This window comes from Paenibacillus sp. BIHB 4019 (assembly GCF_002741035.1).
In the GTDB taxonomy this organism is placed as follows: Bacteria; Bacillota; Bacilli; order Paenibacillales; family Paenibacillaceae; genus Pristimantibacillus.
Genome location: NZ_CP016808.1, coordinates 327,393 through 349,447, shown reverse-complemented (window position 1 = coordinate 349,447; position 22,055 = coordinate 327,393). Strand labels below are relative to the sequence as shown.

General features: G+C 50.6%; 20 protein-coding genes. 17 read left to right on the top strand and 3 right to left on the bottom strand.

The genetic code is table 11. From position 1 onward, the window contains the following. The first annotated feature begins 143 nt into the window (after positions 1 to 143). The 17 genes from BBD42_RS01575 to BBD42_RS01490 all read left to right on the top strand — a co-directional run bounded on the left by BBD42_RS01575 (position 144) and on the right by BBD42_RS01490 (position 19,599). Entirely contained in the window at positions 144 to 2,165 is a 2,022-nt protein-coding gene (locus tag BBD42_RS01575; protein WP_099516709.1) for a beta-galactosidase, read from the top strand. Between the two features lie 347 nt (positions 2,166 to 2,512). Further along, positions 2,513 to 3,436 (top strand): ABC transporter permease, encoded by a 924-nt coding sequence (locus BBD42_RS01570; protein ID WP_172455356.1) that lies wholly within the window; start codon positions 2,513 to 2,515, stop codon positions 3,434 to 3,436. 688 nt (positions 3,437 to 4,124) lie between these two features. Continuing rightward, positions 4,125 to 5,018, top strand: coding sequence for a carbohydrate ABC transporter permease (locus BBD42_RS01560; protein ID WP_056033995.1), 894 nt, complete (start codon positions 4,125 to 4,127; stop codon positions 5,016 to 5,018). A gap of 85 nt (positions 5,019 to 5,103) precedes the next feature. Then, positions 5,104 to 6,699 carry an extracellular solute-binding protein gene (locus BBD42_RS01555; protein ID WP_099516707.1) on the top strand — a complete coding sequence of 532 codons (1,596 nt, stop codon included), beginning with the start codon at positions 5,104 to 5,106 and terminating at the stop codon, positions 6,697 to 6,699. Between the two features lie 245 nt (positions 6,700 to 6,944). Beyond that, positions 6,945 to 8,105, top strand: a complete 1,161-nt coding sequence (locus BBD42_RS01550) for a Gfo/Idh/MocA family protein (protein ID WP_099516706.1) — start codon at positions 6,945 to 6,947, stop codon at positions 8,103 to 8,105. Between the two features lie 41 nt (positions 8,106 to 8,146). Continuing rightward, a complete protein-coding gene (locus BBD42_RS01545; protein ID WP_099516705.1) occupies positions 8,147 to 9,217 on the top strand; it encodes a Gfo/Idh/MocA family protein in 1,071 nt (356 codons plus the stop codon). 63 nt (positions 9,218 to 9,280) lie between these two features. Beyond that, a complete protein-coding gene (locus BBD42_RS01540; RefSeq protein ID WP_099521392.1) occupies positions 9,281 to 10,144 on the top strand; it encodes a sugar phosphate isomerase/epimerase family protein in 864 nt (287 codons plus the stop codon). Position 10,145: 1 nt separating this feature from the next. Continuing rightward, positions 10,146 to 10,964, top strand: coding sequence for an AraC family transcriptional regulator (locus BBD42_RS01535; protein WP_237163327.1), 819 nt, complete (start codon positions 10,146 to 10,148; stop codon positions 10,962 to 10,964). A gap of 26 nt (positions 10,965 to 10,990) precedes the next feature. Then, positions 10,991 to 11,647: an SGNH/GDSL hydrolase family protein gene (locus BBD42_RS01530; RefSeq protein WP_099516703.1), complete on the top strand. Its 657-nt coding sequence runs from the start codon at positions 10,991 to 10,993 to the stop codon at positions 11,645 to 11,647. Positions 11,648 to 11,850: 203 nt separating this feature from the next. Then, positions 11,851 to 12,573 (top strand): MBL fold metallo-hydrolase, encoded by a 723-nt coding sequence (locus BBD42_RS01525; RefSeq protein WP_099516702.1) that lies wholly within the window; start codon positions 11,851 to 11,853, stop codon positions 12,571 to 12,573. 57 nt (positions 12,574 to 12,630) lie between these two features. Continuing rightward, positions 12,631 to 13,206 carry a TetR/AcrR family transcriptional regulator gene (locus tag BBD42_RS01520; protein ID WP_099516701.1) on the top strand — a complete coding sequence of 192 codons (576 nt, stop codon included), beginning with the start codon at positions 12,631 to 12,633 and terminating at the stop codon, positions 13,204 to 13,206. Between the two features lie 36 nt (positions 13,207 to 13,242). Next, a complete protein-coding gene (locus BBD42_RS01515; RefSeq protein WP_150131493.1) occupies positions 13,243 to 13,629 on the top strand; it encodes a hypothetical protein in 387 nt (128 codons plus the stop codon). A gap of 159 nt (positions 13,630 to 13,788) precedes the next feature. Continuing rightward, positions 13,789 to 15,045, top strand: a complete 1,257-nt coding sequence (locus BBD42_RS01510; RefSeq protein ID WP_099516699.1) for an MFS transporter — start codon at positions 13,789 to 13,791, stop codon at positions 15,043 to 15,045. A 94-nt stretch (positions 15,046 to 15,139) separates the two neighbouring features. After that, positions 15,140 to 16,246, top strand: coding sequence for a rhamnogalacturonan acetylesterase (locus BBD42_RS01505; protein ID WP_099516698.1), 1,107 nt, complete (start codon positions 15,140 to 15,142; stop codon positions 16,244 to 16,246). Positions 16,247 to 16,377: 131 nt separating this feature from the next. After that, positions 16,378 to 17,091, top strand: coding sequence for a hypothetical protein (locus tag BBD42_RS01500; protein ID WP_099516697.1), 714 nt, complete (start codon positions 16,378 to 16,380; stop codon positions 17,089 to 17,091). 149 nt (positions 17,092 to 17,240) lie between these two features. Next, complete coding sequence (locus BBD42_RS01495; RefSeq protein WP_099516696.1) at positions 17,241 to 17,900, top strand: hypothetical protein; 660 nt, start codon at positions 17,241 to 17,243, stop codon at positions 17,898 to 17,900. Then, a complete protein-coding gene (locus BBD42_RS01490; protein WP_099516695.1) occupies positions 17,893 to 19,599 on the top strand; it encodes a GMC family oxidoreductase N-terminal domain-containing protein in 1,707 nt (568 codons plus the stop codon). The genes BBD42_RS01495 and BBD42_RS01490 overlap by 8 nt, the downstream gene beginning before the upstream one ends. Positions 19,600 to 19,939: 340 nt before the next feature. On the opposite strand, the gene cobA is transcribed toward BBD42_RS01490, so the two are convergent. The 3 genes from cobA to nirD all read right to left on the bottom strand — a co-directional run bounded on the left by cobA (position 19,940) and on the right by nirD (position 22,042). After that, the gene (gene cobA, locus BBD42_RS01485) at positions 19,940 to 20,749 is read right to left on the bottom strand and encodes a uroporphyrinogen-III C-methyltransferase (RefSeq protein WP_099516694.1); all 810 of its coding nucleotides are present in this window, start codon (positions 20,747 to 20,749) and stop codon (positions 19,940 to 19,942) included. Beyond that, positions 20,749 to 21,630, bottom strand: a complete 882-nt coding sequence (locus tag BBD42_RS01480; protein WP_099516693.1) for a formate/nitrite transporter family protein — start codon at positions 21,628 to 21,630, stop codon at positions 20,749 to 20,751. Before BBD42_RS01480 ends, cobA begins: the two co-directional genes overlap by 1 nt. 100 nt (positions 21,631 to 21,730) lie before the next feature. Next, positions 21,731 to 22,042 (bottom strand): nitrite reductase small subunit NirD, encoded by a 312-nt coding sequence (nirD, locus tag BBD42_RS01475; RefSeq protein ID WP_056039167.1) that lies wholly within the window; start codon positions 22,040 to 22,042, stop codon positions 21,731 to 21,733. Positions 22,043 to 22,055 lie beyond the last annotated feature (13 nt).

Below are 22,055 nucleotides of genomic sequence, written 5' to 3'. Positions count from 1 at the left end.
TGCTCTGATCGCTGTGAACAAACCGAACTGGAGTGAACTTTTTGGCAAAACCAATACGTTCAGATGACAAAGCTAATGCTTTCCTTTAGACTTTTCCTCGAATTCGCAGTGCAATATGGATAAGTCGAAGGGAAAGTGACAAAATGATTCATTCCAAGCTTCCAAAAATTTGGTATGGCGGTGACTATAACCCTGATCAATGGCCAGAGGCGATCTGGCAGGAGGATATGCGTTTGTTTAAGGAGGCGGGCATTAATGTCGTCACGCTTCCGGTATTTAGCTGGGCGAAGCTGCAGCCTTCCGAGGACGTCTATCAGTTTGAATGGCTGGATAAGCTGCTGGATCTTATTGCTGAAAATGGGATTTACGCTTGCCTCGCCACCTCGACGGCTGCACAGCCTGCATGGATGTCACGCAAGTATGACGATATTTTGCCGGTTGATGTAGATGGACGGAAGCGGACGCATGGCTCCCGTACTAATTTTTGTCCGAATAGCAAGACATACCGCCGTTTCTCCCGTGCTCTTGCGGCGAAGCTAGCCGAGCGCTACAAAGAGCATCCCGCGCTGCTCATTTGGCATATTAACAATGAGTATGGCACACATTGCTATTGCAATCATTGCGCGGAAGCTTTCCGTATCTGGCTGCAGGCAAAATTCGGCACCACCGAGCGCTTGAACGCAGAGTGGAACATGAGCTTCTGGGGCCATACGGTGTATGACTGGGAAGATATTGTGCCGCCCTCTAACCTTAACGGAGACAACCGCCATTTTCAGCCGATGGCACTCGATTATAAAAGGTTTATGTCCGATTCCCTTCTAGCCTGCTATAAGGGTGAGTATGAGGAGCTGAAGCGTATTACGCCGGATTTGCCGATTACGACAAATATTTGGGGGCTGTTCAACGGCCTTGATTTGCAAAAATGGGGCGATGCGATGGATATCGTGTCCTGGGACAGCTATCCGCAAATGAATGAGCCGATGGGCAATGTGGCGATGCGCCATGATTATATGCGGGGCCTCAAGCAGGGCAAGCCGTTCATGCTGATGGAGCAGACGCCAAGCCAGCAAAACTGGCAGCCCTACAACAGCCTCAAGCGCCCGGGCGTCATGCGGCTGTGGAGCTACCAGGCGGTCGCGCATGGCGCCGACACGGTGATGTTCTTCCAGCTGCGCCGCTCGATCGGCGCTTGCGAGAAATATCATGGAGCGCTCATCGAGCATGTCGGGCATGAGCATACGCGCGTATTCCGCGAATGCGCGCAGCTGGGGCGCGAGCTGGAGAAGCTTGGCGACAAGCTGCTGGATGCCACGGTACAGGCGGAAGCGGCGCTGCTGTTTGATATCGACAACTGGAATGCGGTTGAAATCACGAGCGGGCCAAGCGTGGACTTGAACTATTTGGAGCAGGCGCAGCGCTATTATAAAGCTTTTTACGACCAAAACATTCAAATGGACGTCATTAGCCCGCTCAGCGACTTCTCCAAGTACAAAATCGTCGTCGCTCCCGTCATGTATATGCTGAAGCCAGGCGTAGCCGAGCGCATCGAAGCGTTCGTGCAGGCTGGCGGCACGTTTATAACGACCTTTTTCAGCGGGATCGTCAATGAAAATGATTTAGTCACGCTGGGCGGCTATCCAGGCGCGTTAAGAAAGCTGCTTGGCGTATGGGTCGAAGAAATCGACAGCTTGACGCCGGATATGCGCAACACAATCGAAGTGGGAGAGCAGTTTGGGCATATAGCCGGGGGCACTTATGAGTGTGAGCTGCTATGCGATTTGCTTCATTTGGAGGGCGCAGAGGCCCTTGGCAGCTATGGGTCCGATTTTTATGCGGGGATGCCAGCGTTAACCGTCAATCGCTACGGGGAAGGCGAAGCCTATTATGTGGCGACGGTTCCTGAGCAGAAGCTGCTAAGCGGACTTGTGCAGACGCTTTGCGATAAGCATGGCATCGGGGCACCGCTCCTGGCGGATGCCGGAGTCGAGCTTGCGCAGCGTCAAAAAGGGGAGGAAGCTTACACTTTCGTGCTGAATCATAATCCTTTTGAGTCCAAGCTTGAGCTGGGAGAAGTAGAATACACCGATTTGCTGACCAGTGAACACTTGTCTGGCGCAGTAACAATCGAACCATATGGCGTCATGATCTTGCAGATATCGACATAGGCGGTGCTGCAATAGAAGAGCCGTTTTTCCTGTTCACACCGGGAAAAGCGGCTTTTTCTCTATGTTTTTAACATCTTGCAGCGTTAGTGGACAGCCTGTGAAAAGCTGAAAAATGCATAGAGGTACAATTCGTTCACCTGTGTTTTCGCAGCATTTTTCACTAATTGCCTGATGTTGCTCTAGCTGAGCGTTTCGAGCCTGCTATACACTGAGGGCACAACGAACGACGCAAGCAGCAGCAGTCGCCTAGAAATGAGCAAGTGAGCATGAGGGCAATTGCAGCTCGCATCGTACAAATGAAAAAAGAAAAAGCAAAGCTGAAAGCTGAAAGGGGAGACATAGCCTGCATGAATACGAGAAGAGGTTTTTTTCACGAGCTGATCACCAACCGCATTTTATTTCTCATGCTGCTGCCGACGATTTTATTTTTCATCATCAATTCCTATTTACCGATGGTCGGCATCTATTACGCTTTCACGAGGTTCGATTATAATACGAGCTTATTCAATAGTGAATTCGTTGGGCTGGAAAACTTCAAGTTTTTATGGCAATCCGGCATTTTGACTAAACTGACCTTAAATACGATTGGCTATAATATAGCCTTCATCGGGCTTGGCAATGTGCTTGCCATCGCGCTGGCTATTCTGCTAAGCGAGCTTAAATCGAAATGGTTCAAGAAGCTGACGCAATCTGTTATGTTTTTGCCTTATTTCGTATCTTTCGTTATCCTGAGCGTTATCGTGTACAATTTGTTCAACTATGAAAGCGGATTCTTGAACACGCTGCTCAAGCAGCTCAGCATTGAGCCGGTTGATGTATACAACACGCCTTGGGTATGGATACCGCTCATTATTTTGTTCTATCTATGGAAAAACCTCGGTTACAGCATGGTTATTTATCTGGCTGCTATTACAGGCATCAGCGATGAATATTACGAAGCGGCCAAAATTGACGGCGCCAACATTTTTCAACGGATTTGGTACATTACGGTTCCGATGCTGAAAACGACATTCGTCGTCCTGCTGCTGTTCGCTCTCGGCAGCATTATGAAAGGACAGTTCGACTTGTTCTATCAATTAATCGGCAACAACGGCGTGCTGTATGATGCGACGGACATTCTGGATACGTATGTGTACCGCTCGCTGAAAGTAACGTTTGATATTGGGATGTCGACTGCTGCGGGGCTTTACCAATCGTTGTTCGGCTTTATCCTGATTATGACGGTCAACTATATTATTCGAAAAATCAACGACGAATACGCATTGTTCTAGGAAGGTGATGAAAAAGAGGCTGCGTTGCATGAAAAGGTTGGTTTACGATCGCCATTACCCTTGAATTTCTTCGAATACCCCCTTAAGGGGGAAATTCAAGGGTAAAAGCGAACGCTCACGCTTCTCCAACTCAACCTTTTCATTCCACTTCGCCTTTTTCATCCCCCCTCCTAGGGGGAGGGAAAAGCTGCTTAGCCGCTTTTGCGCTTGCGCCATACCTTTAAGTTCAAAACCAAGAACCAAGAGCCAGACCAGTAACAAATTCTTTGCTGCATTTGCGTTTGCATTATACCTTCGTGGGTTAGAGCAAGGCAAGTGCGCTTGCCTTCGTGCACAGACTTGTGATTAAGCAGGTGCTTAAGCATGGGAGCGAAGAAGCCTTAATCACAGAGATGCAGACATTTATAAGCGTCAAATCAATTGTTTTTCTGCTGTATGAATTCGATCTTTGTGGTTTGTGTTTTAGAAGGAGGGTGTTGGTGAAGGGGGCCTGAGCGGAGTAAAAGGTTTGAGCTGGAGAAGCGAACGCGTTCGCTTTTGTCCGTGGAAATTTACCGCTGGCGGTATAGTTGAAAATTTCCACGGGCAATGGCGATCGGAAGCCAAACCTTTTGCGCAGCGACGAACCTACCCTCGCCAAGCGCACTTATTCTAATCACCGACACAAAGAGAACATGGAGGTTACTTTATGAAAATCAAAGACGACAGCTATATGCTGCTGTTCCGTATTATTGCTTTCGTAGTTATTTTGCTCACGTCCGTCGCTTGCCTGTTTCCGTTTCTGCTCATTGTGTCAGCATCGTTCACCCAGAACGAATCGATTCTCCGCGACGGGTATCATTTGATCCCGCAGGTATTTTCACTCGAAGGCTACACAACGGTGCTGAGATTCCCGCAGCAGGTCATCAACGCCTACACCGTTACGATCATAACGACAGTCGTCGGCACATTTCTCGGTCTGTTCTTCATTACAATGGCCGGTTACGTCCTGCAGCGCAGAGATTTTAAATATCGGAATTTTTTCTCCTTCTTTATTTACTTCACGACGCTGTTCGGGGGCGGGCTTGTGCCGTGGTACATTATGCTGACGAAATATTTGCAGCTCACCGATACGTATGCGGTGCTCATTCTCCCAGGACTTATGACGCCGTTCCTCATTATATTAATGAAAAACTTCATCCGCTCCGCCGTTCCCGATGAGGTAACGGAATCGGCTAAAATCGATGGCGCGAATGATTTTACAATCTACGCTCGCATCGTGCTGCAATTGTCGATGCCGGGCATCGCAACCGTCGGATTGTTTCTGGCGCTGGCTTACTGGAATGACTGGTTTACATCCTCGCTGTTTATCAATGACACGACAATGTACCAGCTTCAATATTATCTCTACAACATCATTAATGCGATGAGCTTCCTGTCACAGATGGGAGCGGGCACAGGCGTTTCACTTGGCGGCGATATGCCGATGGAGTCGACCAAGATGGCGATGGCGATTATTGTAACTGGCCCGATTTTGTTCCTTTACCCTTTCGTTCAGCGTTATTTTGTAAAAGGCTTGACGATTGGGGCTGTCAAAGGTTAGAACTGTACCAGAGTGCATAGCGGCAAGCTTGCTACTAGGGTCCAGCTAACATATATAGGTTCAACTTATAAAAGGGAGGATTCACATGATGAAGAAAAAGAGCAAAGGTTTAGTCATGCTTCTCACCGTAATGCTGCTTATGAGCATGATCGCAGCTTGCAGCGGCAATGGTGGCGGAAATACGGCAGCATCCAGCAGTCCAGCAGATAGCGGAGCAGCTACCGCATCGCCGGACAATGCGCAAGCAGGCGAGAAAACGGGTATCGATACTTCCAAAAAAGTAGAATTGCAATTTTATATGCTGGGCGATGCGCCGAAGGATCTCGCTACCATTCAAGACAAAATCAACGAAATGGCGCTTCAGGATTTGAATGCAACCGTCAAATTCAACTACACGTCATGGACCGATTGGGAGCAAAAATATAAATTGCTGCTTGGCTCCGGCCAACAGGTTGACCTGATCTTTACAGCAGAATGGACGCAATACCAGTCCTATGCGAAAAAAGGCGCATTCCAGCCGCTCGACAAGCTGCTTCCTGTAGCTGCGCCGAAGCTGAATGAGTTCGTGCCGAAAGATATGTGGGAAGCGGTTAAAATCGACAACCAAATCTTTACCGTTCCGGCAACGTACAAAGAGTATGTAACGAATGGCTTCGTATGGCGTGAAGATCTTCGTAAAAAATACAACCTGCCTGAGCCAAAGGATTTGAAAACGTATGAAGAGTATTTGGCGGGCATTAAAGCCAATGAGCCAAGCATGCGTCCAATCGCACTTGGTGCAGACGTTCGCGGCAGCCTTGTGAACCAAATTCGCGATATCGAGCACAAAGCAATCGGCGCGCTGCCTTACGGTCTTGGCGTGAACTATTTCGAGCCAGGCAACATTTACACATACTGGGGCTCGGATGAGCAAAAAGCGGATTTGGAGCTGATCAAGCGCTGGCAGCAAAACGGCTACATCCCGAAAAACGTACTGAACATCAACGACGTTATTCAGGAGCAGCTGACAAGCGGCAAAGCAGCAACGATTTTCGGCGACAACCCAACTCGTTTCAATGATTCGGTTATTAAAGTGCAAGCGGCTCACCCGGATTGGGAGCTGAAATACTACCCATTCCCGCTTACAACAGGCATTGCAACACCAGTACATGCGATTCACAACGGCTTTGCGATTCCAACAAGCAGCAAAAACGCAGAGCGCGCACTGGCATTCTATGAAAAAATGGTTACGGATAAGCGTTACAACCTGTTGACTCAATACGGGGTTGAAGGCAAAAACTATGAAGTTAAAGATGGCTACTACCAAATGATCGGCGACGCAAGCTCGAACGGCTTTGCTCGTGAAGGCATGAACGGCTGGGCATGGAGAAATCCAGAGTTCATGCTGTTTGACAAAAACTATGACGGCGTAAAAGCGATCTTCGACGAGCTGGACAAAATCCAAGTTCCAGACAAATTCAACGGCTTTGCCGAAGACTACAGTTCTTACCAAGCCGAGAGAGCAGCGCTTGAGCAAGTGGAGAAGCAGTACCTGTTCCCGCTGCAAGCTGGTCTCGTGGACAATATCGAAGAAGGCTTGAAAACATTCATGGACAAAGCGAAGCAAGCTGGACTTGAGAAAATACAAGCCGAGTACATGAAACAATGGCAAGCTTATGTAACTGAGAAAAATATTAAATAAGCGACAAAGCCGTACCAGAGGCAGCTCGAGGTAAAGGCGGTAAAGCGGTGGTGTGTCCCTGAGGGACATAACCGCCGCTTTTCTTATGCGATAAGAAAGGGATTAGGCGCGGATGCTTTAGTACAATGACAGTCAAATGACAAGCGGATATTCGGCCTTTTGAATCAAACGCTTACATAATGATCTATGCTACAATATAGCTATAGTGATCCTTCTTATAACAGGTTTAGAGAGGATGTTAATCATTGGATAAAGTCAGAATCGGCATATTAGGCCTTGGGAATATGGGAACGGGACATGCCCGTTATTTGATTGAAGGAAGAGTAGAGGGCGCCGTGCTTGCTGCGGTGTCGGATGTGCGTTCTGAACGTTTGGAGCTGGCAGCGCAGGAATGGGGGACAGAACTAAAGCTGTATTCGACGGCTGAGGAACTGTTTCACTCAGGCGAGGTGGACGGCGTGCTCATCTGCACCCCGCATTATGATCATCCGCAGCAGGCAGCCGCAGCGCTGAAGGCCGGGCTGCATGTATTGATTGAGAAGCCAGCTGGCGTTTATACGAAGCAGGTTCGCGAGATGAATGAAGCGGCGGCTCAAAGCAATAAAGTGTTCGGCATTATGTATAATCAACGCACGAATCCGCTGTACGCGAAGCTTCGCGATTTAATTACATCCGGGGAGCTCGGGGAAGTTCGCCGCACGAACTGGATTATTACGAACTGGTACCGCTCACAGAGCTATTACGATTCGGGCGGCTGGCGTGCAACGTGGGCTGGCGAAGGCGGCGGCGTACTGCTGAACCAGGACCCGCATCAGCTTGACCTGTGGCAGTGGACGACAGGAATGATGCCGAAGCGCGTGCGGGCTTTTTGCTCCTTTGGAAAACACCGTGATATTGAAGTGGAGAACGATGTGACGGCTTACGTGGAATATGAAAACGGAGCAACGGGTGTGTTTGTCACCTCGACCTTTGAGTCGCCGGGAACGAACCGTTTTGAAATTTCGGGCGAACGCGGCAAAATCGTCATTGAAAATGACAAAATGACGTTTTGGCGGCTGCGCGTTTCTGAGACCGAATTTAATGCGAGCTTTAAAGGCGGCTTCGGCCAGCCGGAATGCTGGAAATTCGAAATTCCGGTCAGCGATGGCGGCAATCACATGGGTATTACCCAAGACTGGGTAAATGCGATTCTGCATGGCACGCCATTGCTTGCTCCAGGCGAAGAGGGGATTAGGGGACTGGAGCTGTCCAATGCGATGCTGCTCTCTACATGGACAGATGGATGGGTCGATCTTCCGATTAACGAGGATTTATTTTATGAGAAGCTGCAAGAGAGAATACGCAGCTCGGATAAGCACAAGGATGCGGACAGCTATGAGACGCTGGATGTGAAAGGTACCCACTAATCAATAACCACTGACGAGCAAGCGAGAGGGAGGCAACATTTATGTCAACAGCAAATGGAATGAATTATGCCCCGAAAGGCAAGCCCAAACCAGTTGTCAAAGAAGGAGAGTTTGTATTCGCGGCCTTGTCGCTGGATCATGGTCATATTTATGGCATGTGCAATGGGCTTCGGGAAGCGGGCGGCACGCTCAAGTGGGTTTATGATCCAGACCCGAAGAAGGTAGAAGCATTTGTACGCACCTATCCTGAGGTTCGCCCAGCAGAATCGAAGCAGCAAATTTTGCAGGACGCGGAAGTGGTGCTCGTTGCAGCAGCAGCGATAACGAATTTGCGCGGGCCGCTTGGCGTCGAGGTCATGAAGCATGGCAAGCACTATTTTACGGACAAAGCGCCGTTTACAACGCTTGAGCAGCTGGCTGAGGCGCGTCAAGTACAGGCAGCAACGGGTAAAATTTATGCGGTCTATTACAGCGAGCGCCTTCATGTGGAATGCGCGGAATATGCTGGGCAGCTCGTGAAGGACGGGGCTATCGGGCGTGTGCTGAATGTAATGGGATTGGGGCCGCATCGCTTGAATGCAGCGGCTAGGCCAGACTGGTTTTTCAATAAGGAGCAGTACGGCGGCATTATTTGCGATATTGGCAGCCATCAAATTGAACAGTTTTTGTATTTCGCCGATTGTAAGGATGCGACGGTGCAATCCAGTAAAATAGCGAATTACAATAACAAGCAATACCCAGAGCTTGAGGACTTTGGCGACGCTACGCTTATCGGCGACAACGGGGCTACGCATTATTTTCGCGTGGACTGGTTTACGCCCGATGGCTTGTCTACTTGGGGCGATGGCCGGACGATTATTCTCGGGACAAAAGGTTATATCGAGCTGCGCAAATACGTCGATTTGACGAGAGGCGGCAGCGACCATCTGTACCTAGTGAACGGAGATGGCGAGCAAAAAATTGATGTGAAGGACAAGGTCGGCTTCCCTTATTTTGGAGCGCTTATTCTTGATTGCTTGAATGGCACGGAGCTTGCGATGCCGCAGGCGCATACGTTTAAAGCGGCAGAGCTGTGCTTGCAGGCGCAATTACAGGCTGTCCGGGTCGAGTAGGGAAAGAGCAGAGGAAGCGAAACATACAATATGGATAGAGGAAGGGAGAAACGTGAATCGATGATGAAGTTGTCTGTATTTACGGTAGCAACACCGGAGCTGGGGCCTGAGGAACTGGCAGCCGCCGCGCAAGAGGCAGGAATTCATGCTGTAGAATGGCGTTACAAGGAAGCACCGGATGCAGCTGTGGCGAATCAGGAGCCTTCTTTCTGGGGCAACAACCGCTGTACGATTTTCCCTTCAGGCGGAGATGAAATGCTGGATCGCTTCGGAAAGGCTGCGGCTGATCATGGACTGACAACGCTCAGCCTGACGCCATATCTCACCGCTGGCGATTTGGAGGCAACCGAACAGGTGCTGAAAGCGGCGAAGCGGGTAGGGGCTTCCTTTATTCGACTTGGCGTTCCGATTTATGATCGCAGCCGGTCGTTCGGCGAGCTGTTCACGCTGGCACGGACGTATTTGCAGCAAGCGCAGGAGCTGTGCCGGATGTATGGCGTTAAAGGCTTAATCGAGACCCATCATCAGACGATTGCGGCAAGCGCTTCCGCCGCTTATCGGCTCTGCGAAGGGCTGGACCCGGATTATATTGGCGTGCTGTACGATCCCGGCAATATGGTTTACGAAGGCTTCGAAAACTACCGGATGGGACTAGAGCTGCTAGGTCCGTATTTGGCCCATGTGCATGTGAAAAATGCCAGCTGGCAAGCTGGCCCAGAAGAAACTGATGGCAGCATAAGCTGGAGGGCAGACTGGGCGGGACTCGCTAAAGGGGTAGTGCCGTGGAAGCAAATCATCGAGGATTTGCAGGCTGTCGGCTACGACGGCTATCTCGGCATTGAAGATTTCAGCAAGGAATTTGCGGAGTCTCCAGAAATGCTGCGTTATTTTGTCCGCTATATTAATGGGCTGCAGTCGAACGGTTAAAATGATCGATTTCGGCTATCAAATTCAATCGCCGCTCGAACCGATTTTTCATTCGCATACGTATTACGAGGTTTATTATTTTCATGAAGGAAAATGCAATTATTTGATTGGCGATCAAATTTATCATATGCAGCCGGGCGATTTGATGATATTGTTCGGTATGACGCTGCATTGCGCCAAAATCGACCCTTCCGTTCCGTATATTCGGACGATTGTGCATTTTGAGCCTTCGCTGCTTCGGCCACTGCTGGAGCTGCCGCAGGCGCTGAATGTCATGGAGCCGTTTCAGGAGCTGCGCAATCACCGCCTGCGGCTCAGAGGCGAGCATAAGGACGAGGCGGAGCGGCTTTTGGCTCAAATGCATGTGCATCAGCAGCGGGGCGATGCTATCGGCAGCAACCGCCTGCTGCTTGCCTTTGTTGATTTATTGTATTTTATTTTTGGCTTGTGCGAGCAGCCGCTAAGGGACCGGCAAGAATTTTCCTCGGATAAGGAGCAGACGGTGCAGCGCATCATTTCCTTGCTGGAGCACAGCTATACGGACGATTTGCATATGGAGCAGTTGGAGGAACGGCTGCATTTAAGCAAGTCGTACATTGCTAGGCTGTTTAAGGATGTGACGGGCGTAACGGTGTTTCACTATGTGTATAGAAGGCGAATCAATGAGGCGAAAATCATGTTTTTAATGGAGCCGTCCGTCACGGTTACAGAAGCTTGCTACCGCCTGGGCTTCAAGCATCTGGCCCATTTCAGCAGAATGTTCAAGCAGTTCGTCGGTGTTTCGCCAGAACAGTTCAAGCGGCGCGGGACGCAGGGCTAATCGTATAAATAGGGGGAATGATTCGGGTGAGGCTGGAACGTGGGCAGAAGCTGTTGTTTATTGGAGACTCGATTACAGATTGCGAGCGGAACAAGCAGGATGGCGAGGGGCTGTTCGGCGCGCTTGGCAGAGGTTACGTAGCACAGGTAGATGCGCTGCTGCAGGCGGTTTATCCGGAGCTCGGCATTCGCGTAGTGAACATGGGAACGGGCGGGCATACGGTCCGTGATTTAAAAGCGAGATGGCAGGAAGATGTGACGGATAAAAAACCGGATGTGCTTTCGATCATGATCGGCACCAATGACGTATGGCGCCAATATGATACGCCGTTCATTACGGAATGGCATGTCTATATCGAGGAGTACGAGCAAACGCTGCGCGAACTGGTCGCCCTGGCGAAGCCGGTGGCCGGAAGCGGCATCGTGCTGATGACGCCTTTCTTTCTGGAAAGCAATGAGCAGGATGCGATGCGCCGCACGATGGACGAATATGGTGCAATTGTACGCCGAATAGCAGTTGAGACGGGCTGTCTGTTTATTGATACACAGGCGGCATTTAATAAAGTGTTGGCCCATCTCTATTCCGCTACTTTGGCGTGGGATCGCGTGCATCCAACGGCAGCAGGCCATATGGTGCTGGCGAGAGCTTTTTTGCAGGCTATGGATTTCGATTGGACGAAATAAAAGTGGGTGAAAAGCTTATCCGTCGAGGATAGGCTTTTTTTGATTTTAATGACGCATAAGCCGTTCATAAGAGTGCATGATGATCATAGATGATGAAAGTAGACGAATAAACGTATTGCAAAAACTAATATCATTAGTTATTATAAAACTAATGATATTAGTTTTTTGCGCAGCAAGCGCAAAATACCGAGGAGCGATGTATTGTGAGAATGACTAAACATCAGCATATTTATCAGTTGACCTATTTACCGCATGTATTTCCTGTTAATTGCTATTTGGTCGAAGAAGAGGACGGCTTGACGCTGGTCGATGCAGCGCTGCCGAATAATGCCGAAGCGATTATGCAGGCCGCACGCAAGCTGGGCAAGCCGATTGTACGAATCGTGCTGACGCATGCGCATGATGATCATATCGGAGCGCTGGATGCGCTCAAAGCACAGCTGCCGGATGCAGTCGTAGCGATTTCGGCGAGGGATGCGCGATTGCTGCGAGGAGACCGCTCCTTGGAACCGGGAGAGCCGGTTACTCCAATCAGAGGCGGTGTGCCGAAAAAAGTAGCAACGAAGCCGGATCTGCTGCTTCAAGATGGCGACCGTATCGGCTCGCTGCTGGCGGTTGCAGCACCGGGACATACGCCCGGTTCCATGGCCTTTCTCGATACGAGAGGCGGCGAGCTGATCGTCGGTGATGCTTTTCAACTGCGCGGGGGCGTTGCGGTAAGCGGACATGTTCGGCCGTTGTTTCCATTTCCGGCATGGGCAACCTGGAATAAGCAGCAGTCGCTGATTAGTGCGAGGCGCCTGCTTGCGCTGAAGCCGTCCTTGCTGGCAGTCGGACATGGCAACCTGCTTGTTGACCCGGTGGCCGCAATGGAGCAGGCCATTAAAGCGGCTGAACGCAAGCTCTCTGCTGCTGCGGTACATTAAAGAAAAAGCGCGCTGATATTATCTGTATGGATTTCACAACAGTAAGGAGAAGATGACATGTCGCCAAGAATAGGCTTGGATGTACCGACAATAGTTCGGACAGCCGCAGAAATAGCCAATACGCAAGGGCTGGAAGCCGTGACGATGGCTTCGCTTTCGCAGAAGCTGGGTATTCGCTCTCCCTCCTTATACAACCATATAGACGGTTTGAGTGGAGTGAAGCTGGCGCTTGCGATTTATGGCTTGCGCGAAATGAACGAGCAGATGAGTAAAGCGGTAGAAGGGCTGACAGGGGAAGAGGCCGTCTATGCGGCGGGCAATGCCTATGTTGCTTTTGCCCGCTCGAATCCGGGTGTCTATGAGGCGACAATACCGTCCCAATCACAGGATAATGATGAATTTAAAGCGGTTAGCGAGCAGCTGATGGGGCTCATTATTAATTTGCTGGATAGCTACAAATTAAAGCAGGAGATAGCGATTCATATCGTCCGCGGCTTGCGCAGCCTGCTGCATGGATTTAGCTCCATTGAACAGAAAGGCGGCTTCGGCTTGCCCTACCAGTTGGACGAATCGATGCAGCTTGTGCTGCAAACGTATTTGTCAGGTATTCAAAACTTAGTCAAAGAAGATTAACCCTCGTCCGGGCATAAAATAGGCCGCATCCTGCGTATGATGATAGGGAAGTGCGTATGTTCTATTTTTCCAGAAGGGAGAGGGCTGCCCATTACGAAGCAACAGCTGCCGCGAAGCTCGCTATTGTCTATTGGAGGGATGCTGCTTCCCCTTGTCATTCACGGCATTCATTTGCTGCTGCCACTGCTGTTGACAGGGAGTATAGCAGTGGAAAGCAGCATGCATAGGCATCACGGCGAAGCGGCCAGCTCGGGAACAGATTGGGTGGGCTTGCTGCTAAGCGGCATTACGGCTATCTCGGTCATCGTTACCATCATTTATTTATACCGAATTTGGACCAGCAAAACCTGCAGCAGAACGAACGCCTGGCTGTACACGGGCATTTCCGTTGTCTGCTTTGTGCTCATCGCCGCAACATTATAAGATAGGGAAGGCTCAAAGCCAAGCAGCGGCCGGAGCTTTCTCTTTTTTTTGCAAAAATCTTCTGTTGCGCTTCTGGTTGAATTTTGCTCTAATGAAAGTAACGTAAATGAATGAGTACTCTTCGGGAGAAGGAAGAGATTCGAAAGGAAGCAGCAGAAGATGGAAACAAAAGCCCGATTGCAAAAATTTGGCATGCAAATGACTCCTCGCGTATGGTATAACGCCAAAATTGATGTGGGCGCTTCATTATTGTTCAGCTTGTTTAATGTGGTGCTTAACCAGTTTTACATGCCGTTTGCAATACAGCAGGGGGCGACGAACTTTCAGGTAGGGCTATTGTCGGCAGCCCCGGCAATCGGCCTTATTTTCTCGCCGCTGTGGGCGAACTGGATCGAGAAAAGCAACAATCCCAAACCATTTGTGGTCATTCCAAACTTAATTGGCAGGCTGCTTCTGCTGCTTCCGGCGTTGTTTGCTCATCCTTCGGTGTTTGTGGCAACGGCGCTCGTTTTTCAAATTTTGATGGGTATTCAAGCTCCGGCTTATGCGGCACTAGTGTCCCGCATGTATCCGCCCGATGTAAGAGGCAGGCTGATGGGGTATGTGCGAGTAGCCATGGGAGCCATTATGATCCCGCTCGCCTATTTGGTCGGAAAATGGGCCGATGCGTCCGGTACGGCCTGGCCGCTCGTCTGCGCAGCAGCAGCAGGCACATTGTCTATATTGCTGTTCCAGACGCTGCGTCTGCCGAAAATCCCGCTTAAAAAACTGGTAGCTCCCGGCGCATCGGTCACCCGTTTTTCGCTGCGCGACCAGTGGAAGCTCGTGTTGGGCAACAAGAAGCTGGCTGTGCTGCTGGCCGCAACGTCGCTTGCTGGCTTCGGCAATATGCTGTCGATTCCGCTATACCAGATCATTCAAGTACAGGTGCTTGAACTAAGCAATGTGCAGATTGGTTATGCGCGCGTCGCTTATTTTATTGGACTGCTGGTCACTTATTTTATAGCAGGCTGGATGATTGATCGTTTTGATATCCGCTATACGATATTGGGCGGCATTGCAGCATATGCTATCGTTCCGATGCTTTATGGGCTGATAGGCACCTACCCGGCGGTCATACTCGGCAATGGGATTCAGGGAATTGGCGAAGCGATTTGGGATATTGGCATCCTTTCTTATATTTTCAGGCTTGCTCCGGGGCGTGAGGCGGTCGTGTTCGGTATCCATCTGATGCTGTTTGGCGTGAGGGGCACGCTGGGGCCATTGCTGAGCGCGGGCTTTTCGGACAGTGTGCCGCTGAGTACGCTGCTTATAGGGGCTGCTATTTTTGGCTGGGTCGGCACGCTGCTGTTTATAATCGGCAACCGCAAGCGAGCGGGGACGCGGCTTTCAAACGGCACTACGCTAGGAGAGTAAGGGGCAGCAGAACCGCTGCCCTGCATACAACTTAGAGAACGCTTACAACCAGGAAGGGAAACGGCTGATGATTATTTAAGGGAGGAAAAAAATAATGACTGATGGATTTCGATTTGATTTTGGTATTGGAGCTGCGAGGGACGGGCATGTGAAGGTAACGGACTCAACGTTGTACGAGCCAGGCAAAGGCTACGGATTCAGCTCGGTCACGAAGGTAGCGGCGAAGAGTCGTGTGGAAGCGGAGGGCATGGGCAGCGACTTCTGCATTCCCGTGGAAACATCTTTTTTGCTTGATGTCGAAAATGGTGTCTACACCGTGAATTTGTTAATCGGCGATGCCATAACCGCAACGGAGACGACGATTAAAGCCGGCTGTGGCCGGCTCATGGCACAGCGTTTGAGGACGGTAGCAGGCGAGTTTATCCGCTACAGCTTTTCCTTGTCCATAAGAGATGGGCAAATCCGCCTGGCCTTTACGGGATTGGCGCCGCGCATTAATGCGCTTGAGGTGCTGCCTTCCAGCCAAACGCCGACCCTTTTTCTTGCTGGAGATTCAACCGTTACGGATCAGCGCGAGGATGGCTATCCCTATGCTGGCTGGGGCCAAATGCTGCCCAAATGGTTCAAGCAGGATGTAGCCATTGAGAATAGGGCGGTTTCTGGGCGCAGCTCCAAAAGCTTTATCGGAGAAGGCCGCCTTGATGAAATCCTTCAATGGATGAAGCCGCGGGACGTGCTGATGATCCAGTTCGGACATAATGACCAGAAGCCGGATGAGGAGCGGCGGACGGAGCCTTTTACCACTTATAAGGAATATTTAAAACAGTACATAGACGGGGCTCGGCATCGCGAGGCGATTCCCGTGCTGGTGACGTCCGTACAGCGGCGATTTTTTGAAGCGGATGGTAGTCTCGTCGATACGCATGGCGATTATTTAATTGCGATGAAGGAGCTTGCCGAGGAGGAAAACGTACCGTTAATCGATTTGGCAGAGGAAAGCCGCAAGCTGTTCGAGGAGCTTGGGCCGGAAGCGACCCAATCGGTATTTATGTGGGCGGCGCCTGGCGAGTTTATGAACTTTCCCAATGGCGTAGAGGACAATACGCATTTTCAGGAGCGCGGAGCGCTGCAAGTTGCGGGCCTTGTAGTGGAGCAGCTGAAGCAATTGAGGCTAGGGGCAATTCAAGTCGCATTCCGCTAGCATTTTGTTGTCTCTAAGTGCGCCCCGCACATTCAGCGGACGTTCAGGCGGCATTCATACGTTGTTCATAATGGTTTGATAAGCTGTGCTTGTACAATCAAGCAAGGCTTATTGAAAGGAAGCGAACCCTTATGAAGAATTGGAAAACACTACTAAGTACGTTTGTCATAACAGCCACTTTGGCGGCATGCAGCGCCAATCAGACAGCAACGAATACGTCCGCTGCTGCCGGAACGGAAGCGGCCGCTGCGCAGAGTGGCACACAAGCGGATGCTGGTGATAGGCAAGCGCAGGGCGGTCCGGGCCAAGGCGGCATGATGATGGGAGGCACAATGGGAAAAATCAAATCCATTGATGGGCAGACCATTACGCTGTACAAATCCTCCTTCACGCCGGGAGACCGCCAAGGAGGCGGCGAGCCGCCAGCGCAAGGCGATGCACAGCAAGGTGATGCGGGAGCAGCGCCAGATGGAACCCAGCCGGAGCCGCCGGCACAAGATGGTGGACAAGCTGCTGAGGGCCAGGGTGGTGGCCGGATGAATATGGAAAACATGTTCACCGAGGAGACGGTGGAAGTGACGGTGACCGATGCGACAACGATTACAGCCGTTACTTTCGAAAACAACCAGCGTGTGGAGACGGCCAAGACGCTTGCCGACTTGAAAGCCGATGACATTGTTACTTACACGTTAACCGACGGCACCCAGGATGCGGCGACGATTCAAATCGGCGGCATGATGGGTGGAGGAATGGGAGGAGGCCGTCCAGGCGGCCAAGGTGGTGGTGGTGCAGCAGGCCAAGGCTCTGATGCTGCGGCAGAAGCATCTCCTACAGCAACTTCATAAGGACATTTAAGTGAAAAAAGGAAAGAGCGGCCCTAATGGCTGCTCTTTCCTTTTTGCTTATGAAAGAATAATAGACAAACTAATGGAATAGATTTTGTTATATTGAGTCCAAATGCTAACATCTTTGCTTGCAAAGGGTGGAATCCGACATGCATCGAGCAAAATCATATATTAATTCCATTGATCTTTCTACAGTTGCAACGTTTCGGGCGCTGGTCGAAGCCATAGTGCCAAACACACCTGCGCTTGCCGTTTACGGAGCGGAGCAAACGGCTGGAGCAGTAGATTTGCACATCCATGAGTATATGATATGGGAATTGGATCACAGTCTTTCGCTTTTTTTAGGCACACATCTTACCGTCGTTCCGTTAGCTGCCCCAACGGCCCAATTGCTCAATGCAGGTGCGGTTCAACTCGTCACCTCTGGGCGCGCGCAGCATGCTCCAAATCATGCGGTTTGGGAAAGCAGCCCCTATGCCGCACTTTCTCCTATCGATAGGATACGGGTTCTAGCGATGCTTGAGCAGCTTGATGTTGATCTTGGGAGCTTGCCCCCTCCGTACCAGTATGATGGAGGCATTGTCCGCTTTATGGTTGACTTTCTCAACAGGCAGACGATGTTTGGCAATTACTCGGAGTGGTCCGCGTACGGTACGACCCGGCTCGCTACGCCTACCGAGCGAAGATTGGAATATTTCCCGATCAGCTGGAAGCAGGTCGGTTACCCAGGCGTCGTTCCGGGTTACCGGGCGCTGCTCGGCTATAAGTTGACCATCGTTCGTGAGGGAGGGGAATCTACCATTGTATGATGCGGATGTAATCGTAATCGGATCCGGCGGCGGAGGTGCCGTTGCTGCAAAGGAGCTCGCAGAGGCTGGACTGCAAGTATTGGTGCTGGAAGCTGGCCCATGGTATGGAAATAAAAACTGGCAAAACCCGAACAGCGAGCGTGGAGGGGAATGGAGCTCCAGCTACAATGATCTGGATGTGGCTCTCTATAAGAAGCTGTACAATGGGTATGAGAACAATATGAATGATGGGGTATCCGGCGTGTTCCGCTTCGGTCCGGCAGACCGCAGGCGCACACCTTGGCATAGGGTTATGCGCCAGAAGGGTGATATCTGGCAGCTTTCAGGAGTTGGAGGAACGACCCAGCATTATTGGACGCAGTCGCCGCGGGCTTTTCCGATTGCAGTTGATGGGATATGGCCAATTAGCTATAAGGAGCTGATTCCTTATTACGAGAAAGCCGAAGCCACATTGCCTGTCCAGTTTTCACCGACGACTCCGAAAGAAGAGCTTTTTTACTATGGGGCTAAAAAGGCGGGCTGGCAGCTCATACCTACGCTCAATGTGACGACGCCGGGTTATCGCCCGAATCCAAACGCCATACTCCCGACAAATGAGCATCTGATGGACCCCAATTATTCATTGGAGCAATTATCCCACATGGAAGGGTGCACCTTGAAGGGGAATTGTGTCAACGGCTGCTCGGTCGGACCGTCCGTCGATAAAATCGCCAAGAGAAGCACCCTCGTCAGCTACATTCCTCTCGCTCTCAAAACCGGTAACGTTGCCATTCGTCCCAATTCCTTCGCGATTAAAATTTTGACCGAGCAGGACCCGAAAGAAGGGCTTCGTGCAACAGGTGTGCAATTTCGTGATACGTGGACAGGGGAAATCGGAGAGCTTCATGCAAAAACGGTCGTCATGGCTGCAGGCTGCATCGAATCTCCGCGTCTGTGGCTAAATTCTGGACTGCCCCATAATGCTTGGGTAGGCAGGGGATTGACGAATCATTGCTTCGATTGGGTTTCAGGCGTTTTTGATGAAAAGGAACTGATGAAAGTGCTGGGCATGCCGTCTGTCTATCCGTATGCGGGACACACTTCGGGGGCTAGAGTTGATATTCCGGGAACAGGAATTTTCCAAGTGTCCTGCCTAAGCCCTGGCTTGATGTCTTATTTGACTTACGGCTTCAGCGAGGCAGGCTATAACGCCCTTAATCCTCCCGAGCCAGGTGCGCCTTGGGATATTCGCGGCCGGGTCGTCGGTCCGCAACTGAAAGAGCTGATGATGAACTATACGCGGACGATGACGATGCTGCTGCTCACAGATGACGAAACGCTTTACCACAATAGGGTTGAGGTGGATCCGCTGCTGAAGGACGAGAACGGCCCGATTCCGGTTGTCTATTATACTCCCAGCAAAAAAACGCTGCAAAGACGCGACAAATTAGCCAGATATGCTTCCGAGACGCTGAAGCAGGCAGGAGCCAAAACGATTATTCGTTCGGATACGCCATTCAGCTTCATGCTCCATATTGAAAGCACGATGCGAATGGGGTACGTGACGGATACGAACTGCGAAGCGATGCAAGTCAAACGGCTGTTCATCGCCGATAATAGTGTGCACTTCAATGGAATCGGCGGACCGAATCCGACGCTTACAACACAAGCTCTGGCCACACGAACGGCAGAAAAGATTTTTAATCAATATTTTGCATAACGCTAAATTTGTTAGTTAGCATCTGGATGCATCCCCAAGCACATTTTGTTGATCACGCAGGCAGGTACCCTCTCTCAGTTTTGATGGACAGAGATTCCGCTATTGCCCTCATAATTGTGTCAAAACGGCAATTGGTGGCGTATTAGAGGCTCCTGAGTCCGCGGGATTGTTCAAAACCGTTATTTTGTTGAAATAGCGGATGCTGTGTCCGCCAAGTTTCTGTTACTCCGATTATCGTTTGCAAAACCAACCTAATAAGTGGCAGCAAGCGCTGCTCTAAATGCAAATGAGGCCCCGGAGAGCAATGCTCCCCGAGGCCTCATTTATTTAAACTATTCTGTCAGCCAATCAACTGCTCAGCCTGCTGCTCTTCTTGCTGCTTCACTTGCTGTGCCGCCAGCTGCTCTGCCATAAGCAGCTGCTCTCGTACTTTGACAACCTCACCGATAATAATTAACGCAGGGTTGCTGAGCTGTACGGAAGCGGCTAAATGATGAATATGCTCAAGTGTGCCAGTAAAGGTACGCTGCCTCGAGGTGGTGCCTCGCTCAATTAGCGCAACGGGCGTCGAAGCGGCTTTTCCATGCTTCAGCAGTTCTTCGCGGATGGCGCCAAGCTGGCTCACTCCCATATAGATGGCTAATGTATCTACGCTATGTGCGAGCAGATCCCAGCGTACAGGAGCTTTATCGCCATGGCAGCGGGTGCCAGTGACGCAGGCGAAGGATGAAGCATGCTCGCGGTGAGTCAGCGGAATATTCGCCGCTGCCGCAGCTCCGATTGCCGACGTAATGCCGGGTATCACCTCATAAGGAATGCCATGCTTGGCAAGCTCCAGCGTCTCCTCGCCGCCGCGTCCGAAGACGAAGGGGTCGCCGCCTTTCAGGCGAACGACATTTTTTCCTTGGCTAGCGTATTGTATAAGCAGTTGATTAATTTTATCCTGTGGCATAGCGTGGGCGTTTGGTGCTTTGCCGCAATAGATGAGCTCGACGTTTTTGCTGGCATAATCGAGCAGCTCTGTGGTAGCGAGCCTGTCATACAAAATAACATCAGCCGACTGGATGCGCCGCATTGCTTTAACGGTAATGAGCTCGGGATCGCCCGGACCTGCTCCGACAATGTAAACCGTGCCTGCTGGCTGCTTCATCATAGTCCACTTCCTTTGGGGGTTACAGCTCCAACTGCTGCTGGATCGGATTTTATCGTTGCTTTAGCGTTCAAGGCTTGGCTTGTGCTTGTGCTTGTCGGCGAATGATGGGACAAATACAGCAGCATCCCCGTAAATACTGCACCGCCAATAAAGTTGCCAATGAGTACCGGAATTTGATTCCATACCCACCAATCAGCAAAGCTGACGTCAGCGCCAAGCAGCATGCCTGCGGGAATGACGAACATATTGACGACCGCATGCTCAAAGCCTTGGGCGAAGAAAATAACGATGGGCAGCCACATCGCAATGATTTTGCCGCCTGTTGATTTGGACGTCATCGCCATTACGACGCCGAGTGTCACCATCCAGTTGCACAAAATCGCTTTAATGACAACAAGCATCATGCCTTCAGACCCCATATGCTTGTAGCCGAGTGTTTTCGTTTCGCTAAGCTGAATAATCATTTGAATGAGCGGATTGCTCATATCAGTGAACATTTTTGTTATGACTAAGCCGTACAGCAGCGCATATGCAGCGCAGCCAATCAAATGACCGACAATGACCCAGAAATAATTGGACAGCATGCGGGCTGCGGTCGTCTTGCGGGCAAAGACAGATAGAGGGCTTAGTGCAAAGCTGCCAGTCACAAGCTCCAATCCAAGGAGGACGATGATCACGAACCCAGCGGGAAATACGAGAGCGCCTGCAAGGCCAAGCGAGGTTTGGCTGGCAGCCGTAAACGCAAGCGTTGTGGCAAAGGCCAAAATTGCGCCTCCGAGAAAACCGCGAATGACCATTTGCAGCGTGCTCGCATTAGCTTTTGCAGTCCCAGTATCAATCATTGTATTTATTACTTCTGCGGGTTTGATATAGGACATAATGATGTCTCCTTAAGATTAGGAATCGCCTAACATGCTCTTTATTATAGAAGTAAAGCGATGAGAATTGGAAATAAGTAATATTTATAAAAGATATAAATTATATAACCACGTAAATAGCGCCGTTATCTGGATCAATTTCAGTAGCAAAAGTCGTTACGCAGCCGTCATCCGGGTCCTTCACCAAACCGCTATGGAGGTCAACCTTCCAATCATGCAGCGGACAATGGACAACCGTACCGCATACCATGCCTTCGGATAAAAGTCCGCCTTTATGCGGACAACGATTTTCAATAGCGAGCACGCTGCCGTCCTCAAGACGGAATAAAGCAATTTCCGTCTCCTTCACGCGCACGGTGCGCGAGCCGCGAACATCAATATCAGATAATTTGCCAATCAGCAGTTTGCTCATATTTCATCCCTCC

What these genes read in the sequence shown, in the direction of transcription:
- BBD42_RS01570 (WP_172455356.1), top strand. Translation starts at nt 2,513, where the DNA reads ATGAATACGAGAAGAGGTTTTTTTCACGAGCTGATCACCAACCGCATT.
- BBD42_RS01545 (WP_099516705.1), top strand. Translation starts at nt 8,147, where the DNA reads ATGTCAACAGCAAATGGAATGAATTATGCCCCGAAAGGCAAGCCCAAA.
- BBD42_RS01515 (WP_150131493.1), top strand. Translation starts at nt 13,243, where the DNA reads ATGATGATAGGGAAGTGCGTATGTTCTATTTTTCCAGAAGGGAGAGGG.
- BBD42_RS01480 (WP_099516693.1), bottom strand. Translation starts at nt 21,630, where the DNA reads ATGTCCTATATCAAACCCGCAGAAGTAATAAATACAATGATTGATACT.
- BBD42_RS01505 (WP_099516698.1), top strand. Translation starts at nt 15,140, where the DNA reads ATGACTGATGGATTTCGATTTGATTTTGGTATTGGAGCTGCGAGGGAC.
- BBD42_RS01495 (WP_099516696.1), top strand. Translation starts at nt 17,241, where the DNA reads ATGCATCGAGCAAAATCATATATTAATTCCATTGATCTTTCTACAGTT.
- BBD42_RS01555 (WP_099516707.1), top strand. Translation starts at nt 5,104, where the DNA reads ATGATGAAGAAAAAGAGCAAAGGTTTAGTCATGCTTCTCACCGTAATG.
- BBD42_RS01560 (WP_056033995.1), top strand. Translation starts at nt 4,125, where the DNA reads ATGAAAATCAAAGACGACAGCTATATGCTGCTGTTCCGTATTATTGCT.
- cobA (WP_099516694.1), bottom strand. Translation starts at nt 20,749, where the DNA reads ATGAAGCAGCCAGCAGGCACGGTTTACATTGTCGGAGCAGGTCCGGGC.
- BBD42_RS01500 (WP_099516697.1), top strand. Translation starts at nt 16,378, where the DNA reads ATGAAGAATTGGAAAACACTACTAAGTACGTTTGTCATAACAGCCACT.
- BBD42_RS01535 (WP_237163327.1), top strand. Translation starts at nt 10,146, where the DNA reads ATGATCGATTTCGGCTATCAAATTCAATCGCCGCTCGAACCGATTTTT.
- BBD42_RS01575 (WP_099516709.1), top strand. Translation starts at nt 144, where the DNA reads ATGATTCATTCCAAGCTTCCAAAAATTTGGTATGGCGGTGACTATAAC.
- BBD42_RS01540 (WP_099521392.1), top strand. Translation starts at nt 9,281, where the DNA reads ATGAAGTTGTCTGTATTTACGGTAGCAACACCGGAGCTGGGGCCTGAG.
- BBD42_RS01520 (WP_099516701.1), top strand. Translation starts at nt 12,631, where the DNA reads ATGTCGCCAAGAATAGGCTTGGATGTACCGACAATAGTTCGGACAGCC.
- nirD (WP_056039167.1), bottom strand. Translation starts at nt 22,042, where the DNA reads ATGAGCAAACTGCTGATTGGCAAATTATCTGATATTGATGTTCGCGGC.
- BBD42_RS01510 (WP_099516699.1), top strand. Translation starts at nt 13,789, where the DNA reads ATGGAAACAAAAGCCCGATTGCAAAAATTTGGCATGCAAATGACTCCT.